The sequence below is a fragment of the Pantoea sp. Mb-10 genome, from assembly GCF_021272205.1.
Classification (GTDB): domain Bacteria; phylum Pseudomonadota; class Gammaproteobacteria; order Enterobacterales; family Enterobacteriaceae; genus Pantoea.
Genome location: NZ_JAJSDX010000005.1, coordinates 1 through 21,786, shown reverse-complemented (window position 1 = coordinate 21,786; position 21,786 = coordinate 1). Strand labels below are relative to the sequence as shown.

Sequence of the window (21,786 nt, the reverse complement as noted above, 5' to 3'; positions counted from 1 at the left end):
CCGAGCATTAGCCGATGGTGCGATACGCCGTGGTGACTTTCCACAAGTAGCGCGGTGCCTGCGCGGCCGGGTGTTTGTTTTGCACGTGCTGATAAAACTCGTCTGGCGTCATGGCGTTGATCATCGCAATGGCGCGATCGCGGTCGCGTGAGAAGGTGCGCAGCAGCGCCCCCGCACCGTTGGCATAAGACACGATCGTGGCGTAACGCAGGGTTAAAGGATCGCGGATCCCTGCCAGGGCGGAGTCTTGTAAAATCTTGAGATAGGCCGCGCCAATATCGATGTTGCGCGCCGGATCGCGCAGCTCTGAGGCGCTCGGCTGCCCCCGACGGCCCTGCGCGCGATACACTTCACGCCCGGCGGTTGCCGCTTTAATCTGCATCAGGCCGACGGCGTTGGAGCGGCTTATCACACGCGGATTTCCACCGGATTCGACACTGATAATGGCGCTAATCAATTTTTGATCAACGCCATAATGACTGGCGGCATCTTCGGCAAACAGGGACCAGGCATCATTGACTTTAGACGGCGGTGCCTGCGTTAAAGGGGTATTTTTTTGCGGGACCACGATATTTTTTTCCGGCTCGCTTGCACAGCCCGCGAGTAACAGCGCTGATAGCATAAGTAGTCGAATTTTCACTTATTTTGGGTTCCGTAATGAGGTTAGCGCAGGCTATCATACTGACACGACCGCAATACAACATTGCCGTTAATCCTAATTCACGCCAACGGGGCCGCTTTCGTGACGTCGCTGACGCATTTTGTCCTCACGCCAGGCCCTTTTCAGCAGGATGCCCGCTATGCTCACCGCTCGCTCCATTCGTCTTATCGCCCCTTCTGGCTACTGCCACAATCAAGACGCCGCCGCGTGCGCCGTGGCGCGCCTGCAGGCTGAAGGTCATACCGTCGAGAACCAAGCGGCTATCACGCGTCGTTTTCAACGCTTCGCGGGTGACGATAGAGAACGGCTGGCAGACATCAATCAGCTGGCCCAGCTCCCCACGCTGCCGGATATTGTGCTCGCGGTGCGCGGCGGCTATGGCGCCTCGCGCCTGCTGGACCAGCTGGATTATGTGGGGTTGCAGCGTCGGCTGCTGAATCAGCCTGTGGCGCTCTGCGGGCACAGCGATTTTACCGTTATTCAGCTGGCGCTGCTGGCGCAAACCGGCCTCATGACCTTTAGCGGACCGATGCTGGCGGGCAATTTTGGTGCGCCGACATTGTCTGAATTTACCCATTCCCACTTTTGGCAGGCGCTGACATCGCCTACAGTCAAGGTAAACTGGCATAGCGAAAGCCCGAATAACGGACGCTGGCAAGGCACGCTGTGGGGCGGTAATTTGGCCATGATCACGACGCTAATCGGCACACCGTGGATGCCGCAGATTGACGGCGGCATTCTGGTGATCGAGGATGTGAACGAGCACCCGTTCCGCATTGAACGCATGCTGATTCAACTGCACCAGAGCGGTATTCTTGCCCGTCAACGGGCGATCGTTACCGGCAGCTTTACCAGCACCGCGCTATCGGCGTATGACAACGGCTTTGACTTTGCCACCGTTTGGCAGCGCATTCGTGATGAGTATCAGATCCCGGTGGTGAGCGAGTTGGCGTTTGGTCATGATACCGACACGGTGACGTTAGCGCTGGGTGCCAGCGCCACGCTAACCTGTCAAGACGGTGCCGCGCAGCTCGCGTTTACCGGCCACCCCACGCTGCGCTGAACCGCTGTCGCAGGAGACCGACATTGAAGCCACTGTACGAAGACTTGTGGATCTCCACGCCGGAATTTCCTGCCGTAGAGAAAGCGAATGACATCATGATGCACGGCTTTATGCTCAAGCATCCACGCGGTAATTTGCTGATTGGCCGGGTTGAAAACCCGCTCGACCACGAAGTCATTGCCGATGCCGGTGGCGTGATCCGGCATTACCTCACCCATTGGCATGAGGCCGCGCCCGGCGCACGCCTGATCCAACAGCGTTTTAGCAGCGCGCTGTATTGTCATAGCCGCTCATTAGGGCCGGTCAGCCTGATGGTGGAGCCGGATGAAACCTTTAGCCAGCAGGAGACGCATTTCGGCGATGTTCACCTGCTGCCCACGCCTGGCCATACGCCCGGCAGCGCCAGCTATCTGTATCAATCGCCGCTCGGTCACACCTACTTGTTCGTGGGCGACACGCTTACCCGCGATTACGATCGCTGGATCAGCGTGTTAGTGCCGGAGAGCAGCCCGGCGGAACTGCGCGATTCGCTGGAGTTTTACCGAGGCCTGCGCCCGGATGTGGTGTTAATGAGCACCACGCGCGGGCACCTTTCCTGGATGCAGGTTGATCTGCAAACCTGGCTGGCGGCCATTGATGAAGCGGAGCAGTCGCCGCTGGATGTGCGCCAGCACTCTCTCCTGCGCTGATTAAAGCGGTTTGGTCAAGTAATGGCGCTGATGATGGCGCGGATAGTGGCTGAGGCTGAAACGCAGCGTGTAGCCCAGCTTTTCATAGAAGGGCCGCGCCTGAAAGCTTGCGGTATCCACCTGCGCATAGCAGCACCCTCGGGCGCGCGCCTCAGCTTCCGCCGCGCGTATGAGCGCGCTCCCCTTGCCCTGCCCGCGCAGCCCGTCGCTGACCCACAGCATATCAATCCGCAACCAGTTACCGCAGGTGGTGCCCGTTAATCCGGCTAACTTATGCCCGTTAGCGTCGGTAATAAAAACGCCCAGCGGGCTGATCTCATTAATGTCGATGTGACGGCTGTTAAACGCGGTGAGAGCTAACCGCATGTCGTCTAAATCTTGCTGACTTACGGCAGCGGTGACGTGCATTTCCATGGCGATCTCCAGAAGCAATCAGGCATTAGGACGCTGGCTATTGTCGTTGCGCTCCAGAGAGAGCACTTCAACGTCACGCTTTTCACTGCGCATACATTCCAGCAGTTTGTTGCTGTTGGCGAACACAAAAAAAGTCTCATCGGTGTCTTGGTTCACGATGAGCTGGTCGCCGTTGCGAAAGCGGGTGATGGCGACCTTGTCGCCCTGTTTTAATCGCGTACGCTGCTGCCCGGCCGCCACCTGAAAGTGGTGTTTCGGCCACATCAGCGTGCTTAAGCCGTACTCGGCGCGTCCTACCGTCATGGTGGGTCGGCCTGGACAGGTAATTTGGAATTCGGTTTCACCCCATGCGGGCGCGCTGAGACAGGCCAGTAGGCCAAGAACGGGTAGGATCGCCTTCACAAGAGTCTCCCTGCAAGTGACGTGATGATTTTATTGAGGTTTTGAGCAGGAAGCGTAACACACTTAGGCGGCGGGATTGAATGAGCCACCCGCATGCGGCAGGCGGCGGTTAAAAGCGAGGGAACTGAGCAGATCAGTTAACCGAGTTCATCTCTTTGATTTGATTCCGGTTTATCTGCTGTTCTTTGCCATCGATATCTTTGTAAGTAATCATGCCGGTGTCTTCATCCACCACAGGCTTACCTTGCGCCACGATGGTTTTACCGTCGGTGGTTTGCAACACGTGATCTGAAGCACAGCCTGCTAACGCCAGGCCAAGGCTAAACGTCGCGATAAAACAGAGCGTTTTTTTCATCGGTTCCTCCTTCTACATTTCGTCTCCACGTTAACAAAGCGCTGCGGAATGTGAACCAGGATAAAGATGAATGCGCTATGATCGCGCCCGGAGGAGAGTATGCAAAACGAAAATCATCTGTTTGCCCGGCTGGCGCGGTCACCCTTCCGTCGCCGTTTTCATTTGGGTGCCAAAGAGCGGCAATACTGCATTGAGAAAGGACCCGAGATCATTGATCGTCACGCCGGCGACTTTGTACAGCAGCGACTGGCGGCCGCAGAGCCGAAAAATGACGGCAAGCAAACGCCAATGCGCGGACATCCGGTATTTATCGCCCAGCATGCCACCGCGACCTGCTGTCGGGGCTGCCTGGCAAAATGGCATGGCATCGCTGCACATCAGCCGTTGTCGGCGGAACAACAGCACTATGTGGTGCGCATCATTCACCGCTGGTTGGTAACAGAATTAACCCGCGCGTGATGGTTATTCAGCAGCGGTTTGGGCGGCCACCAGCATTAAAGCCAGCCCGGCAGCTTCGGCATTGAATGGACTCATCGCCTCACGAATGGCGGCGACGCAGTGCAACACTTGCTGCTTTTTGTCGGCCTCGAGATTGTCGATAGCGTGTTGAAGAATCATTAAATTGGCTTCTTCTTCTTTCATAAATCTACCCTTGCTTTGCTTAATTGTGCGCAATGCTGGCAAGAATACCGTTTACCTGCTAGCAAAGTCACCCTTTTACATTCTTACCGCTTAACAATTGTGCAAAGGCAAATGAGCCACGGCAGCAAAACTGCTATTATCCTTACTCAGGGCGAAGTGCGAGCCATGGCAAACCAGGGAACGAATCAGGACCACATCATGTTGCGACTCAGCACCCTCATGGCGCTTTTCTTGTTGGCAGGCTGCAGCTCCACGCCAAAAGGCGTTGACTGCCCCGGCGAAGTCGCCAGTCTCTCCGGTCAATCGATGGGATATACTCAGGCACGCATTTTTGATCTGGTTAACGCCTTTACCGTGACGCGTGATGACGTGACGGTAAACAGCGGCGCGTTGCACTCTACCGATCGCTTTCTCTATGTGCCCTCTGCGGTTACGCCCGAGGGCTTTACCGCCCAACGTTTATCAGACAAGCAGTTTCGTCTGATTAATCCTTATCAGGATGCGTTGATCACCTGGACGTGCCCATAAGCCGTGCGTCCTTGCCGAAGAAGGCGTATGGTCAGACTTCGTTGATTTGTGGAATGGCATATGGAAAAGCGTCTCGACAATAACGGCTACATCGACTTCCCCTTTCCCGCGATTACCCAGCCCGATGGCTCGGTCAACCCCTGCGGGTTTGATCTAACGCGCGAAACGGAACGCATCGAGGAGATCGTGCCAGGCCATCACTCCGAAAATCTGCGGCGTTTGCTGGAAGAGGTGAATTTGCAGGACGGTCTGTTTATGACGCTGGCCTGCGATTGGCAGCAGCGTGAAAACGGCGTGTGCGGATTTATTGATGTCGCGTTTCGTCCGACCTACTGCGCAGAGAGCGCGCAGGCCGGACCACTGCTCGATGTGGCGTTTGAAACGTATCTTGGCCAGCAGGAGGCGCAGCACGGTTTGGCGTCAGGTGCGCTCATCAATTATGCCCGAGCGGTACTGGACTGGGGATGGTCGCCGCTCAATCTGCGGCAGCAGCATTATGAAAAGATCACCGTGCGCTACTATTGCCAGCAGGCTGAGGACGCCGAATGGTGCTTTGATCATCTGCGCCACTTCCTGGTCACATGGTATTCGGCGCAGCGCACCCCCTCCGGCATGGCTTAAGGCTTGACCAGCCGGATGGCGTGCTCGAGCATCCGCTGCTCATCGCGCTCATCATGGGCGCGCTGCTGGCGCGTGCGCGTGAGCAGACGCGTGATGTCCGTCCTATGCGTGTCGTGGCCGCTCTCGGCCAGCACAATCACCGCATCACCCACCACCCGGCACACCTCATCGTAATCGTCATCGCTAAGCACATCGCGTTTCATCTCTCCCCCCTTTCCTGTTTTTTATGTAGCCCACTTCAATTTTGGTGCATAAATGTCCTTCTGCAAACCGCTGTTACATTCTAACCGGTGACCGGGTTGCCGCCTGCCGGTTCTCTTACTACGCTGAAACATAACATTCACAACCAGCAGGGAGTCACTATGACTGATAGAGCGGAAGCAAAATTGAATGAAGCGGCAGGCGCAATTCAGGAGAAATTTGGCGAGGCGATTGGCTCGCATAAGCATCAGGCACGCGGTGCTGCGCGCCGCTATCCGGCGCAGGCCAGCTACGCGGTGCAGGATGCAGCAGCCTGCATGGTGAAATCCGTGCGCGACAATCCCACCACCGGTTTGGCCGTCGCGGCCAGCGTCGGTGTGATCATCGGCTTCCTGTTAGGCCGTAAATAATGCGAAAGGGGCCACGATGGCCCCTTTTACTGTTTATAGAGCGTTACTGCTGCGCGCGCCGCGCTTTATAACGGCCCACCATGGTTATCAACGCTTGATAAATTAATCCCGCATATAAACTGGTCACAATGGCTAATCCGGGCGCCTTACCTTCGGCTTTCCACGATACAAACCACATGAATATGCCCCAGAGCACCGAAAACAGCAGCCAGCCTTTGGCAAATTTGATCACACCTTGCATACCACCTCCTGACAAAATCTCCCTGACCATAGCGGTTTGTGACGCAAATTACACGCGCGGCGATCGCGGGGTGTTAACCGTTTCAAATATTGCGCATTTGTCGCATATCTCGCGTGATACAACTGTGGTTGAATGCACGCCAATCTTGTCAGGCATGTGGTTGAAATGAGTTATCTACACGAAATCCAGACCTTCATAGAAGGTAATTCCACCCTCTCCGCGACGTTCAGCCTGCTGCTGCTGGTTGTGGTCGCCATGGTGGCGCACCTGCTGTGTAAATTCCTGTTGGTCAAAGTGGTGCGAAAGGTTTTCTTTAGCGCGCACAAAAAAGAGGTGCCGCTGGATAAAGATGTGCGCCTTTCGGAGAAGCTCTCTAATTTTGTGCCGGTGATTACGGTTTATTTCCTGCTGCAGTTTATGACCGGCTTGCCTGAGCACCTGGAAATTGCGGTCAAAACCATCTGCGGCATTTTGTTCTTTGTCTATTTATCGCTGTTCTTCACCGAAGTGCTGGAGATCGTTAACAATTCGTATTCGCGAAAATCGCGGCGTAAGAATCATTCGATCAAAGGCTATATCCAGGTGGGGAAAATTCTGGTTCATATCCTCTCTGCGATCATGATTTTGGCGATCATGTCGAACAAATCACCGGTGATTATTATCTCCAGCTTGGGTGCGGTGGCGGCCGTGCTGATGTTGGTATTTCAGCATACGCTGCTGTCACTGGTGGCGAATATTCAGGTCTCTTCCAACGATGTCTTGCAGCTGGGCGATTGGATTGAAATGCCAGATAACGGCATCAGCGGCGAAGTGATTGACATTGCCCTGCATACCATCACCATTCGCAACTGGGATAACACCCTATCGCGCATTCCCACCAAGAACTTTCTCACCGAAACCTATACCAACTGGCAGGCGATGTTCTCGTCTGGCGCACGCCGTATTATGCGCAGTTTCGTGCTGGATCAAACCTCTATCCGCTTTCTTGACCAGAATATGGTGCAGCAAATGACGCAACTCCGCGGCGTTAGCGAACAGCTATCGGTACTGATGGATGGACGCGACAGCAGCGTGGTGGGCGACCGCTGGTTTGCGGAGAATGGCATTACAAATCTGACGGTGTTTCGTCATTTTCTCACCGCCTGGCTGACCCAGCGCGACGACATCAAAAAAGACATGTACATCGTGGTGCGCGCCATGAAACCGTCACCCGAGGGCCTGCCGGTCGAGGTGTATTGCTTTACCTCCTCGGTGCTGTGGGCGGATTACGAAAACTCCCAGTCGGCAATATTCGAGTACATTTACGCCATTCTCAGCCAGTTTTCGCTACGGATTTATCAGCATCCCGCCGGCCATGATTTTTGGCGGCTTTCGCAGGCGCGCGAGGACGAGTTCGCCACCCGGAACAGCGCCGAATAGCGCATAAAAAAACGGGAGCCACTGGCTCCCGCTTTGGTTTCACCCGCAAGCGGATTACATGTTAGCGATGATCGCGTCACCAAACTCTGAACATTTCAGCAGTTTAGCGCCATCCATCAGACGCTCGAAGTCATAGGTCACGGTCTTAGCAGCGATTGCGCCTTCCATGCCTTTAACAATCAGGTCAGCCGCTTCGAACCACTCCATATGACGCAGCATTACATGAAACAAATTACTGTATGGCAATGATTTATATAGAAAATAACAGGTTTGCAAAGATACTATTAGTCCTTAGTGAGGCTTTTGCTTAAGTCATATAAATCAACGATTTGATTATAGTTTTGCAGAATGGTTTTACCGCTTCGCTAGTGCTTAACCGATGCTCACCCTTCATAAAAGCTTGTTGGGAGTATCTGATGTAGCGGCTGCATTCAAACCTCACTTCGCAACGATAAGGGACGAATAACTTATTGTTTATGCCGATGACAGTATGTTTCTCTTCATGGCCCACGCTTTTTTTCTTTCTGAGAGTCGCCTCAAGCGGATTAAAGCAATCGGACGGAAAGCCCGCTCTGTGCCAACAGCAGAAGTTGGAGTGCTAGCGTGGCTTTTGCACCCTTTGCGAAAGGCATGACAGCATGATTGATTTGTATGGGGAAATTTGCTAGGTGATATTTTCTAAACTTGATCACGGTCTTGCTATGCCAGTTGCTTTAGATAATAGGTCTGCGTAGCCTTCTATTGAATGTGCCTTTATGCTTGATAACAGCTTTGGAACATGGCCCGCCAGCCCGAATGTATCGGTGCGCTCAGTCAAAGCAATCAATCCGCTATCAGTGATCTCGTACTCCTTACTACTGTCAGTGAAGCCCATTTTTCTAAACGGCACGGTTGGTACGAGGTCTTTCTTTCTATAAATATGGTGGGGACTCGGAAAAGTACATACGCTACCAAGTCCACAATAGCGAGGCATGCCAAATGTGTACGCACAAACGGCATGGCCTGGAATATTCTCAGTATGATGCGCAGTGTGAATCGCGTAGCCTACAGCGGCCATTGCTCCACCTAATGAGTGGCCAGTCCAAATAATCTTGAGGTTCTTTCCCGAACTATTTCGTTGGTTAATGTGGTTAGAAATAGATGCGAACTGAGGAATGATGGACTCAAAGAACCCTCGGTGAAAGAACTGGTCGTCAAATTCAACATGACCATCATAATGAAAAGGATGAAAGGGTTGGCACTCCCGAACATTGTACTTTTCGGCATCTATATTTGCTTTCCAGTCCCAAAGCCTACGGAACACGGTGCCTCTTATAGCAAGAATCACGACGTCATCAAAAATTGTACCTAGCACTAGCGCATATCGACCACGAACCGCGAAAAACCTAGCATCCAGATTTGCTTCACTCAGGTCATCAAGAATTGAGTTGGTAGTGCGATTTTCAATCAAGCGCCTATAAGTGTCGCTTGCAAAGAGATGAATTCGACTTGCCTTCTCCAATTCATACTCTTGAACATCTTCATATACTATAGAGGATAATTCGACGCACACTTGGGCTTTATTGAGAGAAAAAGATTCGTCTTCCCACTCTTGCTGATTCGCCAAACTAAGAATTCCATTTAAGCGATTTATAAGCTTTGCATCCATGTTTTTCCTCCGCAGCATTGTCGCCTAACAGCCAATTTTACCGACCATGCAAGGTCAGCTACCTTAAAAGTTAATCTACCCTGCAAGGTTTTAAATTCCAATGTCCGTTTTTCGCTCATAGCGGACATTACCATAGCTAAAAAGTTTATCTGGTTCATGTTTTGAGACCTGAGCCGTTTAGCGCAATAAGACTTGGCCGACTTGCGTCCCTTCCACTCAGCCAGGTAACACGTCTGACTGGTAGGAAGTATCTGCTGCAGCGGCTTAAGTATAAAAATCACTTCGCAACGGGAAGGTCCGAATACCTTGTTGTGTATGCCGGTGACAACATCTCTCGCTTCATGGCCCACGCTTTCTGGATGCCCTGCCCCGCAAACCATAGTTTCCCCTTACCGCTCTGGTTTATGCCGTCTACAACGCGCATGAGCGCCTCGCTGTTGGCCTGTGGTTTAAATTCATCAAAAAGGTTGAGCTGTGCAACGCCCTGGCTGAAAAAATCACCCAGCATGACGCCAGCTTTCATATAGCGATGACCGCTCAGCCAGATATGATCCAGTGCCTCCATAGCGACACGGATAATGTCTCTGGTGTCGTTGGTCGGGGTGCTCAGCTTTCTCATGGCCTGATTGCCATAAAAAACCTCACCTACGGCGTGAGGGCTGGTTCTGACGAATACGGCGACATGGCGGCAATACTGTTTTTCGCCCCGTAGCTTTTCGGCAGCGCGCTCAGCGAAAGCACACACCGCCTGCCTCATCTCCATGTAATCGGTGATGCGGTGTCCAAAGGACCTGGAGCAGACAATCTGCTGCTTGGTTGGCGCAAACTCTTCCAGCTCAAGGCATGGCTCGCCGCGCAGTTCTCTGACCGTTCTCTCGAGAACCACATTGAAGTGTTTGCGTATGATGTACGTGCTCTGCTCTGACAGGTCTTTAGCCGTGACGATGCCCATGGCGTTGAGCTTTTTGCTGATGCGGCGCCCCACGCCCCACACATCCTCAACCGCCACCAGCGCCATGAGTTTTTTCTGCCGTTCAACGTCAGATAAATCCACGACGCCACCCGTCTGGCTCCACTTCTTGGCTGCATGATTTGCCAGCTTTGCCAGCGTCTTGGTTTGCGCTATCCCGATGCCCACGGTCAAATGCGTTTCGCTTTTTACCCGTTCCCGTATATCGCGCCCGTAATTCTCAAGCGGCTTAAGCCGGCGCATGCCTGAAAGGTTCAGGAAAGCTTCGTCAATCGAATAAATTTCTACGTTGGGCGCCATATCTTCCAGCGTCGTCATCACGCGGCTGCTCATGTCGGCATTTATGTGGAATGCAATTTAAACAAAAAAAATCAGTTACCATTCCTCTGAAGTTTATTTTCTGAACAGGAATTATTCAGCCTTGAACTACCTCAGTATGCTTACTGACAGGGGGGAAGGTTGAGGGTGGTAAGACATAGTCGGAAAATCGATTTCCCCGCCAGGATTTAATCTGCCATGCTTACTCTGAAGCCCTCAATCGGGCAATGAGTCTTATCCCTTACCCACCCCAATGCAGGAAAAATGATGATAAAAAAATACAGGATCCCGGGACTGACCGCGGTGGCGTTTCTTCTTATCAGCACCCTCGCCGGTGCCGCAGAGGAACGCTGGACGTTTGACGGCGATATCCACAACAATTCCCTTGCTGTCAGTCCCGATGAGAAAACGGCGGTGGCGTCCTACAGTGAGCGCTCTGAGGTGGTGGTCTACGACCTGGCTGCCGGGAAAGTCAGAAAGGTGCTTAAGGGATACGTCACGCCCCGCAATGCGCTTTTCTCCCCCGACGGGAAGGCCGTATATCTTTCAGACAGCAGCCTCGGCGTGGTCAGAAAAATCAGCACCGGGACGCTTGACGTGGAGACCTCGCTGCCGCTGGGGCCCGGGGCATTCGGCACAGCTATCAGCCGTGACGGTCAGCGCCTGTATGTGAATAACGAGGCCGCCAGCACGCTCTCGGTGTATGACCTGACGCACAACCGGCCCGTTGCGGTCGTGACGGGTTTTGCCCAGCCCCGTCAGGGCATAAAAATCAGCCCGGACGGCAAAACCGTCTACGTCACTAACTTTAAGGGCGATAAAATTACCCTGGTTGACGCCGTAACGGGCGAGATTCGCGGCGAGATAACAGGCTTCAGCAAGCTGCGCGCCATTTCAGTCAGCGCCGACGGCCGCACACTGTACGCGGCTAACAGCGGCAGCAACACCATCGCCGTGGTTGACACGCAGAAGCTCGCCATTACGGCAACCATTCCCGTGGGGCAGGATCCTTACGGTGCCGCCCTGACGCCGGATAACCGCTATGTTTACAGCGGCAACCTGGGCGACAACAGCCTCTCCGTTATTGATACCGCCGCCGGTAAGGTGGTCTCCACCGTTACCGGACTGGATGCGCCCCGTCAGGCCATCGTTTTCAGCAAAGACGGTGCCCGCGCGTGGGTGCTGAATAAAGACCTCAGCATTGCGGTCGTTGACCTGAAACAGAACCGCGTCACGGCCACGATTAAAAGCCCGCCGCAGGCCTGATTCAGTCCTTCCCTCACTCCGGCGGTGTGACGGTCCTTCCCGGAGTGGGAGAGTCTAACCACTTTTACTGGTTTATTTTAACTGAATAACCTGTTTTAAAGATTTAACCCGACGTGCCTATACTCTTTCTGTCTACTCAGGAGATTACGGCATGAACGATAAAATATTTACCCTGCATAACGGAGCGCGCCCGCTGAGCGCGCTGAGCAGCCCGAAAGAGGCTATACGTCAGTTCACGCCTAACTGGTTCGCCGCGACCATGGGGACCGGTATCCTGTCTCTGTCTCTGGCGCAGTTCCCCTGGCCGGTTCCGGGATTACGCCTCGTCGCCGAGGGACTCTGGATGTTTAACATCTTCCTGTTCAGCGTCTTTGCCGTGATGTATCTGGCCCGCTGGGTGATGTACTTCGGTGAGGCAAAGCGCATCTTTGGCCATTCAACGGTGTCCATGTTCTTCGGCACCATCCCGATGGGCATGGCCACCATCATCAACGGGCTGCTGGCGTTTGGCCTCCCCCGGTGGGGGGCTGACGTCATTCCCGTAGCGCACGCCCTGTGGTGGCTGGACGTGGCGATGTCGCTGCTGTGTGGCGTGTGTATTCCCTACATGATGTTTACCCGGCAGCAGCACAGCATTGACCAGATGACCGCCGTCTGGTTACTGCCGGTCGTGGCCGCCGAGGTTGCGGCAGTCAGTGGCGGCCTGCTGGCACCGCACATTGCCGACCCCCACGCGCAGCTCGGCATCATTATTACCAGCTACGTGCTGTGGGCGTACTCGGTGCCGGTGGCGCTGAGCATCCTCGCCATCCTGCTGCTGCGTATGGCGCTGCACAAGCTACCACACGAAAGCATGGCGGCCTCAAGCTGGCTGGCACTGGGGCCGATTGGTACCGGCTCGCTGGGGATGCTGGTCATCGGCGGAGATGCGCCCGGGGTGTTTGCCGCGGCGGGCATGCCGGAAATCGGTCATATCGCGCAAGGCGTGGGGTTCGTTGCCGGCATTCTCTTCTGGGGCTGCGGCCTGTGGTGGATGCTGCTGGCCACGCTGATAACCGTGCGATACTTCCGTGAAGGCATTCCGTTCAATCTGGGATGGTGGGGCTTTACCTTCCCGCTGGGCGTGTACACGGTCGCCACGCTGAAGCTGTCCACCCTCGTTGACCTGGCGTTCTTTAAAGGCTTCGGTGCGCTTCTTGTCGTCATGCTGGCCGCCATGTGGCTGCTGGTCGCGGTGAAGACGGTGCGCGGGGCATGGAGCGGGAAACTGTTTGTTTCCCCCTGTCTGGCAGGCCTGGACCGGAAGCCGTGAGTGAAACCTGCACGTCGCTGCTGGACCCGTTTTTACGCGAGGAACGCCTCGCGGCAGTCACCGCGCCGCACGTGGCCGCGCTGAATCGCTGGGTCAGCGGGCTGCGTCAGCACGGCGTGGAGCTGCCGTGGTTTGATCCGGCCGACGGCGGGACCGGGGCCGGACTGCTCGTCCTGCTGCAGTCGCCGGCGCGCAGCAGCCCGTCACCCCGGTTTGTGTCGCGGGATAACCCGGGGCCGGCCCAGCAGAACCTGGGGCGGTTTCTGGCGGAAGCCGGTATTGCGCGCCGGGACAGCGTGCTGTGGAATACGGTGCCCTGGGTCAGCGACGGGCCGCAGAAACGGCCCTCAGCGGCGGACATCCGCAGCGGCTGCGCCTGGCTTGAGGACGTGCTGGCGTATCTGCCCGCGCTGCGCGTGGTGGTGCTGGCCGGTGCCGTAGCGGCTCAGGCCCGCGGGACGGTCAGTCATCAGTGCCCCGGCGTCACGGTGCTGAAGATGCCTCACCCCAGTCCGCTTTCACTTTGCACAAGCCCGGCGGTGCCGGAAAACATCCGCCGGGTGCTCCGCGAGGCACGCGCTGCGCTGGCGGGCTGAGGGTGCCAGCAGAATAATACTGACAGGCTTTCCGTCTGGCTCTATACTCAGAGTACAGGGTGATGGCGTTCCACCTTTCCCAACCGCTCCGTTCCGGAGCTGATGACGCCTGATGTGACTCTTGATTTTCAGGAGGTACGTCAGGCCGTCCTTACTTTCCTCCCGGCCTGCGTACTTCCCTTTACGGGGAGAGACCCTTGATACACGTTTTTGGCCACATCAATCCTGACAGCGACGCCATCTGCACGGCGGTCGTCACCGCTCACTGGCTGACCGGGCGCGGCATGGACGCCCGCGCATGGCGTCTCGGCGAGGCTAACCGGGAAACCCGCTTTATCTTTGACACCGCCGGTCTTACGCTGCCGCCGCTGCTCGCTATTCCGCTGCAGGATGAACGGGTGTGGCTGGTCGATTTCACCGAGCCGGCGCAGGGGCCTGACGACCTGCTCCGGAGCAACGTCGTGGGCATCACTGACCACCACCGGCTGGGCGGGCTGATAACGCAACTGCCGCCGGAGGTGCATATCCGCCCGGTTGGCAGCAGCGCCACGCTGCTCTGGCTGCTGATGGACGCTGAAGCGCGCCGCACGCTGCCCCCGACGCTCGCCGTGCTTCTGCTGGGCGCACTCCTGAGTGACACCGTGAATCTTCGCTCGCCGACCACCACCGAAGACGATATCCGTTCGGCGACCGAACTGGGCGTGCTGTCCGGCGTAAACCGCAGAGCCTTCGCCCGTGACCTCCTCACCGCCAAAACGGACGTCAGCGGCCTCAGCGCCCAGCAGCTGCTGGGCAGGGATCTCAAGGCCTTCGTCATTGCCGGCACCGACGTGCGCATTGCCCAGATTGAGGTCAGCTCACCGACACAGGTTGCCCCCGTGATGGACGACCTGCTCGCTGCCCTGGCGTATCTGGCGGACCAGTCGGGTGCCGGGCTGACGGTGCTGATGTTGACCGACATTCGCGCCGGGTTTTCAACGCTTTACTTCGCCGGGCGGGAGAGCGTTAACGCGGCCTCCTGCTCCGTACCGGGCATGCTCAGCCGCAAAAAACAGCTTCTGCCGTGGCTTGAGTCCCGCCTTAACCAGAACGGGAGTTCATTATGACCTGCTACACCCACGCACTGATACTTGTGAACGACAAAGACGACGGCACCCTCCTGCTGAAACGGGCGGTCGCGCTGGCGCAGCCGCTCGGCATGAAAATCACCCTGGCCCACATCAGCGACGACTACCGGGAAATGAACTACGTGTCCGACAGCCTGATGGACGACGTCGTGTCGGAAGAGGTGCTGAAAGCCAAAGCGTTTATGAGCGAGCTGGCGGCCTCCGTGCCTGAGGCGGTAGACACGCGGGAGCTGGTGACCATGCGCCGCTTTGAGGACGTGGAGAAGTGCATCAATGAGCTGGGCGTGGACCTCGTGCTTGCCGGGCACCGCAACCGCTTTATGGGAATGCTGACGTCCCGCTCGGCGGAATACATCAACCACCTCACGGTGGATGTGCTTATTACTCACCTGAATGACTAAACCGGGAGAAACGCTATGCACTTTACACTGGATAACGTGACCGCCCGGGAAATTCTTGACTCTCGCGGCAACCCCACCGTTGAAGTTGAGGCCCGGACCCCGGACGGGATGATGGCACGCGCCTCGGTGCCTTCCGGGGCCAGCACCGGGTCGCGCGAGGCCGCAGAGCGCCGCGACGGTGACGCACAACGTTTTGGCGGCAAAGGCGTGCTGGATGCCGTCAGGGCGGTTAATACGGAAATCTGCGAAGCCGTGCGCGGCCTGGACGTGCGCGAGCAGCGGCAGCTGGACAACATCATGCTGATGCTGGACGGCACGGAGAACAAGAGTCGCCTGGGTGCCAATGCCATTCTGGGCGTATCGCTGGCGGTGGCCCGGCTGGCGGCACAGGCCTCGCACGAGCCGCTGTGGCGCTACCTGGGGGGCCTGCAGGCGAATCTGCTGCCCGTGCCGTGCATGAACATCATCAACGGCGGCGTGCACGCCCGCGGTCAGGGCGCGGACTTCCAGGAGTTCATGATAGCGCCACACGGGGCACCCACGCTGCGCGAGGCCGTGCGTCAGGGCAGCGAGGTCTACCAGGCGCTGCGCCAGATCCTGCTGGACAAAAAACTCTCAGCGGCAGTGGGCGACGAAGGCGGTTTTGCGCCCGCCGTGTCGTCGAACCGTGACCCGCTGGCGTTTATCGTACAGGCGATTGAGAAGGCGGGATACAGGCCCGGAGAGGACATCAGCATCTGCATGGACCCTGCCTCAAGTGAGTTTTTCGCTGACGGTCAGTATCATCTGCGCACCGAGGGCAGCGCGCTGAGCGCGGCGGAAATGACGGCATACTACGGCGAGCTGATGGACCAGTTTCCGGTCATCCTGCTGGAAGACGGCCTGGCCGAGGACGACTGGGCGGGCTGGAAGCATCTGCACCAGCAGCTTGCGGGCAGGGCCGAGCTGGTTGGTGACGACCTGTTTGTAACCAACGTGAAGTACATCCAGCGCGGCATTGACGAAAACCTCGCCAGCGCCGCGCTGATCAAGCTCAATCAGATAGGCTCGCTCAGCGAAACGCTGGACGCCGTGGCTCTCTGCCAGCGGCACGGCTGGGGTGCGTTCATGTCTCACCGCAGCGGGGAAACCACGGACACGTTCCTTGCCGATCTGACGGTGGCCCTGCGCGCGGGACACCTGAAAACCGGCGCGCCGTGCCGCGGCGAACGCGTGGAAAAGTACAACCAGCTGATGCGCATTGAGCAGGCGCTGGGTGAGGACGCGCACTACGCGGGGCTTCATGCGTTTGTGCGCCGCACGTAACACATCCGCCGGACGGTCCCCGTCCGGCAAAGAAGGAATGCCTGTGGCCCCTGCAACGCTGATCCTCCTGCGGCACGGCGAAAGCCAGTGGAACCGGGAAAACCGTTTTACCGGCTGGACGGACGTGCCGCTGACGGTCAGGGGGCGGCAGGAGGCCGACCGAGCCGGTGACGCGCTGCGGGCAGTGGGCCTTATGCCCGACCGTGTCTTCACCTCGGTGATGACACGCTGCGTTCACACGGTCTGGCGGGTGCTGGACCGTCTTGACCGAAGCTGGACGCCCGTGGAAAAGAGCTGGCGACTGAACGAGCGCCACTACGGTGCGCTGCAGGGGCTGAACAAGGACGACGCTGCCCGGATGATGGGGGAAGAGACCGTCCGGCTATGGCGCAAAAGCTTCAGCGGCATTCCGCCCGCAGACGCGGAGGCTCCGGCGCAGCTGCGTCGGGATCTGCGCTATCGCCGCGTTGCGCTGGCCGACCTGCCTGCAACGGAAAGCCTGGAAATGACCCTGCGTCGCGTCATGCCATACTGGCACCACGTTGTGGTGCCACAGCTGCGCTGCGGAAGTACCGTTCTGATTGTGGCGCACGGCAACACGCTGCGCGCCCTGACCGCCTTTCTGAACGGCATGCCCCACGACAGCGTGGCACAGCTGCACATCCCGACCGGCGTGCCGGTTGTATATGAAATGGATACGGCCGCACAGGTCGTGTGCCGTTATGTTCTGAATATTAAAAAAAAGGAATGAACGTGAATCAGCTTTTTGCCGTCATCACCGGCGGTGCTTTAGGGTGTGTTATCCGCTGGCAACTGGGCGCGCGCCTGAACGCGCTTTTTCCGGACCTGCCGCCGGGGACGCTGCTGGTCAACCTGCTGGGTGGATTTATCATCGGGGCGGCGCTGGCGTATTTTCTGCGCCATCCCGGCCTCGATCCGGCCTGGCGGCTGCTCATTACCACCGGGCTGTGTGGCGGAATGACGACCTTCTCCACATTCTCAACTGAGGTTTTTGCCCTGCTGCAGTCAGGCAGCTATGCCTGGGCAGCCGCCTCGGTGCTGATACACGTGCTGGGTTCGCTGGCCATGACGGCGGCCGGATTTTATATCATGACGCTGTGTGGTTAACCCGGACCGTACGGCCTCTATCCAGGGGAGACCTCAGTGCAGCGACCGCTGCACTGAGGTCAGACAGTTCAGTATATTGTTCAGAAGCGCTCTCTGCGGGCCTGATCCGACAGGGTTTACGCCTGTAAGGCTTCCCCTAAATCCGGGACACTGTCGTGACAGAGTTTCAGGTCTGCCTGTTCTGGTAAAGGTCCCAGCGATTGCCATAGATGTCCTCAAACACGACAACCATTCCGTATTCTTCCTCGCGCGGCTCCTGACAGAAGTGGACGCCTTTTGCCTTCATAGCATTGTAGTCGCGCCAGAAGTCGTCGGTCTGCAGGAACAGAAAAACCCGTCCGCCGCACTGGTTGCCGATAAAGCCTTCCTGCCGGTCGTTCGACGCGCGGGCAAGAAGAATAGCACAGTCGCTGTCAGGGTCCGGCGTCACCACGACCCAGCGCTTACCCGGCTGCGGCGTGTCCTCAATCAGGGTAAAGCCCAGCTTATCGGTGTAATACTCAATTGCACGATCGTAGTCATCGACCACGACAGCCACATACCCCATACATCGCTTCTGTTTTCTCATCTGCTGTTCCATCAGTTACGTCATAACGCCCGCTATAATCAGATTCATATCAAATACGACGTTCGGTCGTCTGTACTGACTCTGAACTGACACCCTCAGACCGGACATTGAAAGCATTTGAGCACTCAGGATTTTGGGCCCAATTTTGTAAGAGCCTGCTCAACCTTTTCAGCATCCTGCTCCAGTACGGCTTTCTCATCGGGAGTGAGCGGGACCTCTTCGAGATAACGCCGGATGGATGCTTTACTCTCCAGAATAAGCCCGCGCGCGCTGTCCTTCAGCAGGTTAAAATCGCAGCCGATGCAGGCCATCCGGTGCGGGCAGCTGCTCCAGAACGGATTTGTGCAGTATGAATCACCTAAATCATAATACGTTGCAGGTCCGGTCAGGCTGGCGGCGTCAGGGTCGCGATCAATCAGTACGCTGATCATGTGCGCGACTCTGTCTGCTTTTACAAACGAGGCGGCCAGCTGTGTCGGGCGGATACGGAGATAATGCATGGTGGACTGGGGCGTTGAGTGACCAGCCCACTGCATCAGTTCATACAGTGACATGCCCTGCGGTACGCTGGCCAGTGCGGTCACGGCTGAGGCGCGTCCCCGATGGCTGGTTATCACTCCGCCGCTGTCTTCAGAAGGAACGCCCGCTCTTGCGCAGAGCATCGGTATCACCGTGCGGTTGAGGATAGCGCTGCCGGCAGGCTTCCCCCGGTACTGAAACAGCAGCCGGACCTTCTCACCGGTCCGCTCATCAGCCAGCATGGCCTGTTCTGCCGGGCGTTCGGCCAGCCAGATGTCGACATATTTTTTTACCACTGTCGCCACGGGTTTAACAAAGGCTTTTGATGTTTTTCCGGCGGGGACATGCAGGTAACAAAGGGTTCCGGCCGGGATGACGCTGCCGTCATCTTTCGTTATTTCATCTGCCTGCGGCGCGATGCAACCGGTAGTCAGGCGGAGCAGCTCATTTTTCCTCAGCCCCGCATGGGTCCAGATGACGGCCATCGCCTGCAGCATGGCCAGCGGATAATGTATTTCAGTAAGCAGGTCTTCCTGACGCAGATTGAGGCTGGCCCAGATGAGCTTGAGCCAGACCGGATCGTCGATAACACGGGGATTGACGTCGCGCCGAAACAGGGTGGTATCCGGTGTGGAAAGATGACGGGCAGGGCTGAAGCGCAGGCGACCCCAGCCCCAGTTTTCGTAGTCGACCATAAAACGGCGCAGTGAGTAGATAAAATGCGCCCTTGAATGCGGCATCATAGGCTCACCGGATCGCACCGATTTTCGGGTGCCCCTTTCCGTGCCCAACTGTAGCTCATCCACGTTCATCCGGCCGACCGCAGCGATAAAGCTGGCGCAGATTTCCATGCTCCAGTCTGACGGTTCACGCACCTCCGGATGCGCCTTTGCCAGCCAGAGGCCGCAGCGCAGTATAAAACTGTACTGGCCTTCACGGGTGCGAGGCCTCAGCACAGACGTTTCCCGCCAGCGCCGGCACCACCTGACCCAGGCCGGATCGATCCCGTCTACGGGTTTTTCATACCATCGGGTATAATTACGCATCCTCATCGGGGCGCTGAAGATGCCCAGCGCAGCAAGGCCGTGTGAAATCCGGCCAATGTACCGGGATGTCCCGCTATCTGTGTTGTTCTGGGCTTCCCACAGCAGTTCAGGCGTAAAGGTTTCAAGACGGGGATCTCTGTTCATGACCATCAGCGTGGCCAGTATGCCCGACAGATGCGTGACCTGACTACCCGCAGCATAGCCCAGCGATTTCAGGGTTTCAGTCAGGCGGTGAAGCTCCCGGAAGTAAATAGCCTGACCAAAAATGGCACAGGTATACAGGGCAGGTTTTCTGATGTCTGGCAGGCTGAGGGGATCATACCGTCCGGCGAAATGCCATGCAAAGGCGGCCATCAGCGGCCGTCCTTTTCCGTCCGTCCGGCTGAATGTCTGCCAGCGTTCCTGCGGCCATCGCCAGTACGGTATACCCGAAAGGTGCATCTCACGCAGGAGGTCCAGTATTATCAGGTCAGCAACCTCGCGGCTGCATCCGCTTTCTGCTGCGATGTCTTTCAGCGGCCTGATAAACTCAGGAGCAGGTTTCATCCGCAGCAGCCTGCCCCGGCTGTGAGAGGTGGCCAGTGCGGCCTTTTCAGGCTCAGTCAGTAAAGCATCAAGCCTGTAAGCGGAGAGGTCGAAGGGAAGCCACACATTCTCAGGCTGTTCAGACGCTGCCATATTATTCCTCCGTGCCGAAAATGAGGTTCGCCATCCTGATATCTGCCGTTTCAATTGCTCCTGCCATCCGGGCGGCAAGATCCCTGCCGGAAAGGTGAATATAAATCTGAGTGGTGCGCGGATCACGGTGACCTGCGTAGGTGGCAAGTTCGTGCAGTTTCCAGCCCGCACGGGCCAGATGCGTCAACCGCAGGTGGCGGAAAGTATGGGTTGAAATGTCGGGCAGCCCTGACTCAAGCGCCCATTTCCGTACCGTTTTGCTCCAGCTCCAGTAAGAGAGCGGTGCCCCCTGATTACGATCGGACTCAGAGCGGAACAGGGCTCCTTTTACCATCCCCGACAGCTTCATCTGTAAAAGATGAGCCGCCAGCACCGGCGTCAGGGCGGGACTGTAACAGACGATCCGTTCATGACGGTTCTTGGTGGTTTCAGCCCGGACGCGGATGAGGCGGTGGGCAAAGTCAAGGTCATCAGTACTCAGCGCGGTGACTTCCGATCGTCGCAGCGCACCGCAGTAGGTTAACGCCAGCATCAGCCGGTCACGAAGCGGAGAATCCGCGGCATGAGCCTGAAAAAGCTGCCACTGTGCATCGTCAGGAATACGCGGCAGCTTTACGATACGGGGAACCAGCCCCCGTGCGGAACACAGCATGCCCGGCGTGCCGGAACGGGGCAGCGGATTTACCTTACACAGGTCAAGATACATCAGGAAGTCGTACCAGAGACGGACAGCCGACAGGCGCAGCTGGAGCGTGGCGCTTGCGGCCGGGAAAGGCATACCGGGTAACTGAGGACGGATGTAGGCAGCCATGTCATCAAACCTGACCTTTTCAGGTTCAATCCTGTTCCGGCTGCAGAACGCAAAATAATGACAGAGGGCTGCGCGGTAGGCGGTCAGGGTGGCGGGTGCCCGCCCCAGGTCGGACAGCAGCTTCAGCCAGCGTTCCGCCAGTAAAATGGCACTGTTGTTTAGTGGAGTCGTCATTGCGTTTACCTCTGAGGTCAGCGTTGCTGTTCAAAGTCTATACGATCAATGTTGCATTCCACTTAACTTACTAAAGCGCGTAGTTTGAACTGAAAACCTGCACCCTGTGGCGGCGCAGGTCATCTTTCATTTTGAAGAACGGATCGCCCATTTTTATGCCGAGCTTCTTCGCTTCAGCAGACCGGGCAATTACGCAGCCGTCATTGTTACTGAGAACGACGACGGGTAGCCCCCGCAGGTCTGGACGAAATACCGTTTCGCACGAGGCATAAA

26 protein-coding genes, 3 pseudogenes and 1 riboswitch are annotated in these 21,786 nt (G+C 56.8%); of the genes and pseudogenes, 15 read left to right on the top strand and 14 right to left on the bottom strand.

Annotated features, from left to right (window positions below; genetic code table 11):
* Nucleotides 1-7 precede the first annotated feature (7 nt).
* The gene (gene emtA / locus LU196_RS11505; RefSeq protein ID WP_322542648.1) at nucleotides 8-640 is read right to left on the bottom strand and encodes a membrane-bound lytic murein transglycosylase EmtA; all 633 of its coding nucleotides are present in this window, start codon (nucleotides 638-640) and stop codon (nucleotides 8-10) included.
* A 160-nt stretch (nucleotides 641-800) separates the two neighbouring features.
* Here emtA and ldcA point away from each other — a divergent pair, with 160 nt between their 5' ends.
* Complete coding sequence (ldcA, locus tag LU196_RS11500; RefSeq protein WP_232757685.1) at nucleotides 801-1,724, top strand: muramoyltetrapeptide carboxypeptidase; 924 nt, start codon at nucleotides 801-803, stop codon at nucleotides 1,722-1,724.
* A gap of 23 nt (nucleotides 1,725-1,747) precedes the next feature.
* Nucleotides 1,748-2,413, top strand: coding sequence for an MBL fold metallo-hydrolase (locus tag LU196_RS11495; RefSeq protein WP_232757686.1), 666 nt, complete (start codon nucleotides 1,748-1,750; stop codon nucleotides 2,411-2,413).
* Here the strand turns inward: LU196_RS11495 and LU196_RS11490 are convergent, their stop codons facing one another.
* From LU196_RS11490 to LU196_RS11480, 3 genes are all read right to left on the bottom strand, one after another.
* Entirely contained in the window at nucleotides 2,414-2,827 is a 414-nt protein-coding gene (locus LU196_RS11490; protein ID WP_232757687.1) for an N-acetyltransferase, read from the bottom strand. It lies immediately after the preceding gene.
* 18 nt (nucleotides 2,828-2,845) lie between these two features.
* Nucleotides 2,846-3,229 (bottom strand): hypothetical protein, encoded by a 384-nt coding sequence (locus tag LU196_RS11485; protein ID WP_232757688.1) that lies wholly within the window; start codon nucleotides 3,227-3,229, stop codon nucleotides 2,846-2,848.
* Between the two features lie 133 nt (nucleotides 3,230-3,362).
* Nucleotides 3,363-3,584, bottom strand: coding sequence for a YgdI/YgdR family lipoprotein (locus tag LU196_RS11480; RefSeq protein WP_232757689.1), 222 nt, complete (start codon nucleotides 3,582-3,584; stop codon nucleotides 3,363-3,365).
* A 99-nt stretch (nucleotides 3,585-3,683) separates the two neighbouring features.
* On the opposite strand from LU196_RS11480, the gene LU196_RS11475 reads away from it, so the two are divergent.
* On the top strand, nucleotides 3,684-4,043 hold the full coding sequence (locus LU196_RS11475) for a DUF4186 domain-containing protein (protein ID WP_232757690.1): 360 nt from the start codon (nucleotides 3,684-3,686) through the stop codon (nucleotides 4,041-4,043).
* A 3-nt stretch (nucleotides 4,044-4,046) separates the two neighbouring features.
* Here the strand turns inward: LU196_RS11475 and LU196_RS11470 are convergent, their stop codons facing one another.
* Complete coding sequence (locus tag LU196_RS11470) at nucleotides 4,047-4,226, bottom strand: hypothetical protein (protein WP_232757691.1); 180 nt, start codon at nucleotides 4,224-4,226, stop codon at nucleotides 4,047-4,049.
* Between the two features lie 198 nt (nucleotides 4,227-4,424).
* On the opposite strand from LU196_RS11470, the gene LU196_RS11465 reads away from it, so the two are divergent.
* Nucleotides 4,425-4,754: a hypothetical protein gene (locus tag LU196_RS11465; RefSeq protein WP_232757692.1), complete on the top strand. Its 330-nt coding sequence runs from the start codon at nucleotides 4,425-4,427 to the stop codon at nucleotides 4,752-4,754.
* A 60-nt stretch (nucleotides 4,755-4,814) separates the two neighbouring features.
* Entirely contained in the window at nucleotides 4,815-5,375 is a 561-nt protein-coding gene (locus LU196_RS11460; protein ID WP_232757693.1) for a hypothetical protein, read from the top strand.
* Here the strand turns inward: LU196_RS11460 and LU196_RS11455 are convergent.
* Nucleotides 5,372-5,578: a DUF2767 family protein gene (locus LU196_RS11455; RefSeq protein ID WP_232757694.1), complete on the bottom strand. Its 207-nt coding sequence runs from the start codon at nucleotides 5,576-5,578 to the stop codon at nucleotides 5,372-5,374. The genes LU196_RS11460 and LU196_RS11455 overlap by 4 nt on opposite strands.
* Before the next feature lie 159 nt (nucleotides 5,579-5,737).
* On the opposite strand from LU196_RS11455, the gene LU196_RS11450 reads away from it, so the two are divergent.
* The gene (locus LU196_RS11450; RefSeq protein WP_232757695.1) at nucleotides 5,738-5,986 is read left to right on the top strand and encodes a CsbD family protein; all 249 of its coding nucleotides are present in this window, start codon (nucleotides 5,738-5,740) and stop codon (nucleotides 5,984-5,986) included.
* A 43-nt stretch (nucleotides 5,987-6,029) separates the two neighbouring features.
* Here the strand turns inward: LU196_RS11450 and LU196_RS11445 are convergent, their stop codons facing one another.
* Entirely contained in the window at nucleotides 6,030-6,227 is a 198-nt protein-coding gene (locus LU196_RS11445) for a DUF6404 family protein (protein ID WP_232757696.1), read from the bottom strand.
* Nucleotides 6,228-6,392: 165 nt separating this feature from the next.
* Here LU196_RS11445 and LU196_RS11440 point away from each other — a divergent pair, with 165 nt between their 5' ends.
* Nucleotides 6,393-7,646, top strand: coding sequence for a mechanosensitive ion channel family protein (locus LU196_RS11440; RefSeq protein ID WP_232757697.1), 1,254 nt, complete (start codon nucleotides 6,393-6,395; stop codon nucleotides 7,644-7,646).
* A gap of 54 nt (nucleotides 7,647-7,700) precedes the next feature.
* Here LU196_RS11440 and LU196_RS11435 read toward each other — a convergent pair.
* From LU196_RS11435 to umuC, 3 genes and pseudogenes are all read right to left on the bottom strand, one after another.
* Nucleotides 7,701-7,868 (bottom strand): annotated as a pseudogene (locus tag LU196_RS11435) (isocitrate/isopropylmalate family dehydrogenase); the annotation flags it as partial.
* A gap of 466 nt (nucleotides 7,869-8,334) precedes the next feature.
* On the bottom strand, nucleotides 8,335-9,294 hold the full coding sequence (locus LU196_RS11430) for a lipase family protein (protein WP_232757698.1): 960 nt from the start codon (nucleotides 9,292-9,294) through the stop codon (nucleotides 8,335-8,337).
* 277 nt (nucleotides 9,295-9,571) lie between these two features.
* A pseudogene (gene umuC, locus LU196_RS11425) lies at nucleotides 9,572-10,603 on the bottom strand (translesion error-prone DNA polymerase V subunit UmuC); the annotation flags it as partial.
* A gap of 246 nt (nucleotides 10,604-10,849) precedes the next feature.
* On the opposite strand from umuC, the gene LU196_RS11420 reads away from it, so the two are divergent.
* The 8 genes from LU196_RS11420 (at nucleotide 10,850) to crcB (ending at nucleotide 17,717) form a co-directional block, all read left to right on the top strand.
* Nucleotides 10,850-11,848, top strand: coding sequence for a YncE family protein (locus LU196_RS11420; RefSeq protein WP_014606787.1), 999 nt, complete (start codon nucleotides 10,850-10,852; stop codon nucleotides 11,846-11,848).
* A gap of 151 nt (nucleotides 11,849-11,999) precedes the next feature.
* Nucleotides 12,000-13,160 carry a TDT family transporter gene (locus tag LU196_RS11415; protein ID WP_014606788.1) on the top strand — a complete coding sequence of 387 codons (1,161 nt, stop codon included), beginning with the start codon at nucleotides 12,000-12,002 and terminating at the stop codon, nucleotides 13,158-13,160.
* The gene (locus LU196_RS11410) at nucleotides 13,157-13,756 is read left to right on the top strand and encodes a uracil-DNA glycosylase family protein (RefSeq protein WP_014606789.1); all 600 of its coding nucleotides are present in this window, start codon (nucleotides 13,157-13,159) and stop codon (nucleotides 13,754-13,756) included. Before LU196_RS11415 ends, LU196_RS11410 begins: the two co-directional genes overlap by 4 nt.
* Before the next feature lie 49 nt (nucleotides 13,757-13,805).
* Nucleotides 13,806-13,875, top strand: a riboswitch (Fluoride riboswitch).
* Between the two features lie 78 nt (nucleotides 13,876-13,953).
* A complete protein-coding gene (locus LU196_RS11405; protein WP_014606790.1) occupies nucleotides 13,954-14,862 on the top strand; it encodes a DHHA2 domain-containing protein in 909 nt (302 codons plus the stop codon).
* Entirely contained in the window at nucleotides 14,859-15,284 is a 426-nt protein-coding gene (locus LU196_RS11400; RefSeq protein WP_014606791.1) for a universal stress protein, read from the top strand. Before LU196_RS11405 ends, LU196_RS11400 begins: the two co-directional genes overlap by 4 nt.
* A 15-nt stretch (nucleotides 15,285-15,299) precedes the next feature.
* Entirely contained in the window at nucleotides 15,300-16,589 is a 1,290-nt protein-coding gene (eno, locus tag LU196_RS11395; RefSeq protein ID WP_014606792.1) for a phosphopyruvate hydratase, read from the top strand.
* A 43-nt stretch (nucleotides 16,590-16,632) separates the two neighbouring features.
* Nucleotides 16,633-17,340, top strand: coding sequence for a 2,3-diphosphoglycerate-dependent phosphoglycerate mutase (locus LU196_RS11390; protein ID WP_019105545.1), 708 nt, complete (start codon nucleotides 16,633-16,635; stop codon nucleotides 17,338-17,340).
* The gene (crcB, locus tag LU196_RS11385) at nucleotides 17,337-17,717 is read left to right on the top strand and encodes a fluoride efflux transporter CrcB (RefSeq protein ID WP_014606794.1); all 381 of its coding nucleotides are present in this window, start codon (nucleotides 17,337-17,339) and stop codon (nucleotides 17,715-17,717) included. Before LU196_RS11390 ends, crcB begins: the two co-directional genes overlap by 4 nt.
* Before the next feature lie 166 nt (nucleotides 17,718-17,883).
* Here crcB and LU196_RS11380 read toward each other — a convergent pair whose 3' ends face one another.
* The 4 genes and pseudogenes from LU196_RS11380 to LU196_RS11365 all read right to left on the bottom strand — a co-directional run.
* Nucleotides 17,884-18,285, bottom strand: coding sequence for a VOC family protein (locus tag LU196_RS11380; protein WP_014606795.1), 402 nt, complete (start codon nucleotides 18,283-18,285; stop codon nucleotides 17,884-17,886).
* 125 nt (nucleotides 18,286-18,410) lie between these two features.
* Nucleotides 18,411-20,528: a tyrosine-type recombinase/integrase gene (locus tag LU196_RS11375; RefSeq protein WP_014606796.1), complete on the bottom strand. Its 2,118-nt coding sequence runs from the start codon at nucleotides 20,526-20,528 to the stop codon at nucleotides 18,411-18,413.
* Between the two features lies 1 nt (nucleotide 20,529).
* Nucleotides 20,530-21,513 (bottom strand): tyrosine-type recombinase/integrase, encoded by a 984-nt coding sequence (locus LU196_RS11370; protein WP_014594566.1) that lies wholly within the window; start codon nucleotides 21,511-21,513, stop codon nucleotides 20,530-20,532.
* A gap of 73 nt (nucleotides 21,514-21,586) precedes the next feature.
* Nucleotides 21,587-21,786, bottom strand: a pseudogene (locus tag LU196_RS11365) (DNA polymerase V subunit UmuC); the annotation flags it as partial.

What these genes read in the sequence shown, in the direction of transcription:
- LU196_RS11430 (WP_232757698.1), bottom strand. Translation starts at nt 9,294, where the DNA reads ATGGATGCAAAGCTTATAAATCGCTTAAATGGAATTCTTAGTTTGGCG.
- LU196_RS11470 (WP_232757691.1), bottom strand. Translation starts at nt 4,226, where the DNA reads ATGAAAGAAGAAGAAGCCAATTTAATGATTCTTCAACACGCTATCGAC.
- LU196_RS11440 (WP_232757697.1), top strand. Translation starts at nt 6,393, where the DNA reads ATGAGTTATCTACACGAAATCCAGACCTTCATAGAAGGTAATTCCACC.
- ldcA (WP_232757685.1), top strand. Translation starts at nt 801, where the DNA reads ATGCTCACCGCTCGCTCCATTCGTCTTATCGCCCCTTCTGGCTACTGC.
- eno (WP_014606792.1), top strand. Translation starts at nt 15,300, where the DNA reads ATGCACTTTACACTGGATAACGTGACCGCCCGGGAAATTCTTGACTCT.
- LU196_RS11480 (WP_232757689.1), bottom strand. Translation starts at nt 3,584, where the DNA reads ATGAAAAAAACGCTCTGTTTTATCGCGACGTTTAGCCTTGGCCTGGCG.
- LU196_RS11460 (WP_232757693.1), top strand. Translation starts at nt 4,815, where the DNA reads ATGGAAAAGCGTCTCGACAATAACGGCTACATCGACTTCCCCTTTCCC.
- LU196_RS11415 (WP_014606788.1), top strand. Translation starts at nt 12,000, where the DNA reads ATGAACGATAAAATATTTACCCTGCATAACGGAGCGCGCCCGCTGAGC.
- LU196_RS11490 (WP_232757687.1), bottom strand. Translation starts at nt 2,827, where the DNA reads ATGGAAATGCACGTCACCGCTGCCGTAAGTCAGCAAGATTTAGACGAC.
- LU196_RS11475 (WP_232757690.1), top strand. Translation starts at nt 3,684, where the DNA reads ATGCAAAACGAAAATCATCTGTTTGCCCGGCTGGCGCGGTCACCCTTC.
- LU196_RS11445 (WP_232757696.1), bottom strand. Translation starts at nt 6,227, where the DNA reads ATGCAAGGTGTGATCAAATTTGCCAAAGGCTGGCTGCTGTTTTCGGTG.
- crcB (WP_014606794.1), top strand. Translation starts at nt 17,337, where the DNA reads ATGAACGTGAATCAGCTTTTTGCCGTCATCACCGGCGGTGCTTTAGGG.
- LU196_RS11420 (WP_014606787.1), top strand. Translation starts at nt 10,850, where the DNA reads ATGATAAAAAAATACAGGATCCCGGGACTGACCGCGGTGGCGTTTCTT.
- LU196_RS11465 (WP_232757692.1), top strand. Translation starts at nt 4,425, where the DNA reads ATGTTGCGACTCAGCACCCTCATGGCGCTTTTCTTGTTGGCAGGCTGC.
- LU196_RS11375 (WP_014606796.1), bottom strand. Translation starts at nt 20,528, where the DNA reads ATGGCAGCGTCTGAACAGCCTGAGAATGTGTGGCTTCCCTTCGACCTC.
- LU196_RS11400 (WP_014606791.1), top strand. Translation starts at nt 14,859, where the DNA reads ATGACCTGCTACACCCACGCACTGATACTTGTGAACGACAAAGACGAC.
- LU196_RS11380 (WP_014606795.1), bottom strand. Translation starts at nt 18,285, where the DNA reads ATGAGAAAACAGAAGCGATGTATGGGGTATGTGGCTGTCGTGGTCGAT.
- LU196_RS11370 (WP_014594566.1), bottom strand. Translation starts at nt 21,513, where the DNA reads ATGACGACTCCACTAAACAACAGTGCCATTTTACTGGCGGAACGCTGG.
- LU196_RS11455 (WP_232757694.1), bottom strand. Translation starts at nt 5,578, where the DNA reads ATGAAACGCGATGTGCTTAGCGATGACGATTACGATGAGGTGTGCCGG.
- LU196_RS11450 (WP_232757695.1), top strand. Translation starts at nt 5,738, where the DNA reads ATGACTGATAGAGCGGAAGCAAAATTGAATGAAGCGGCAGGCGCAATT.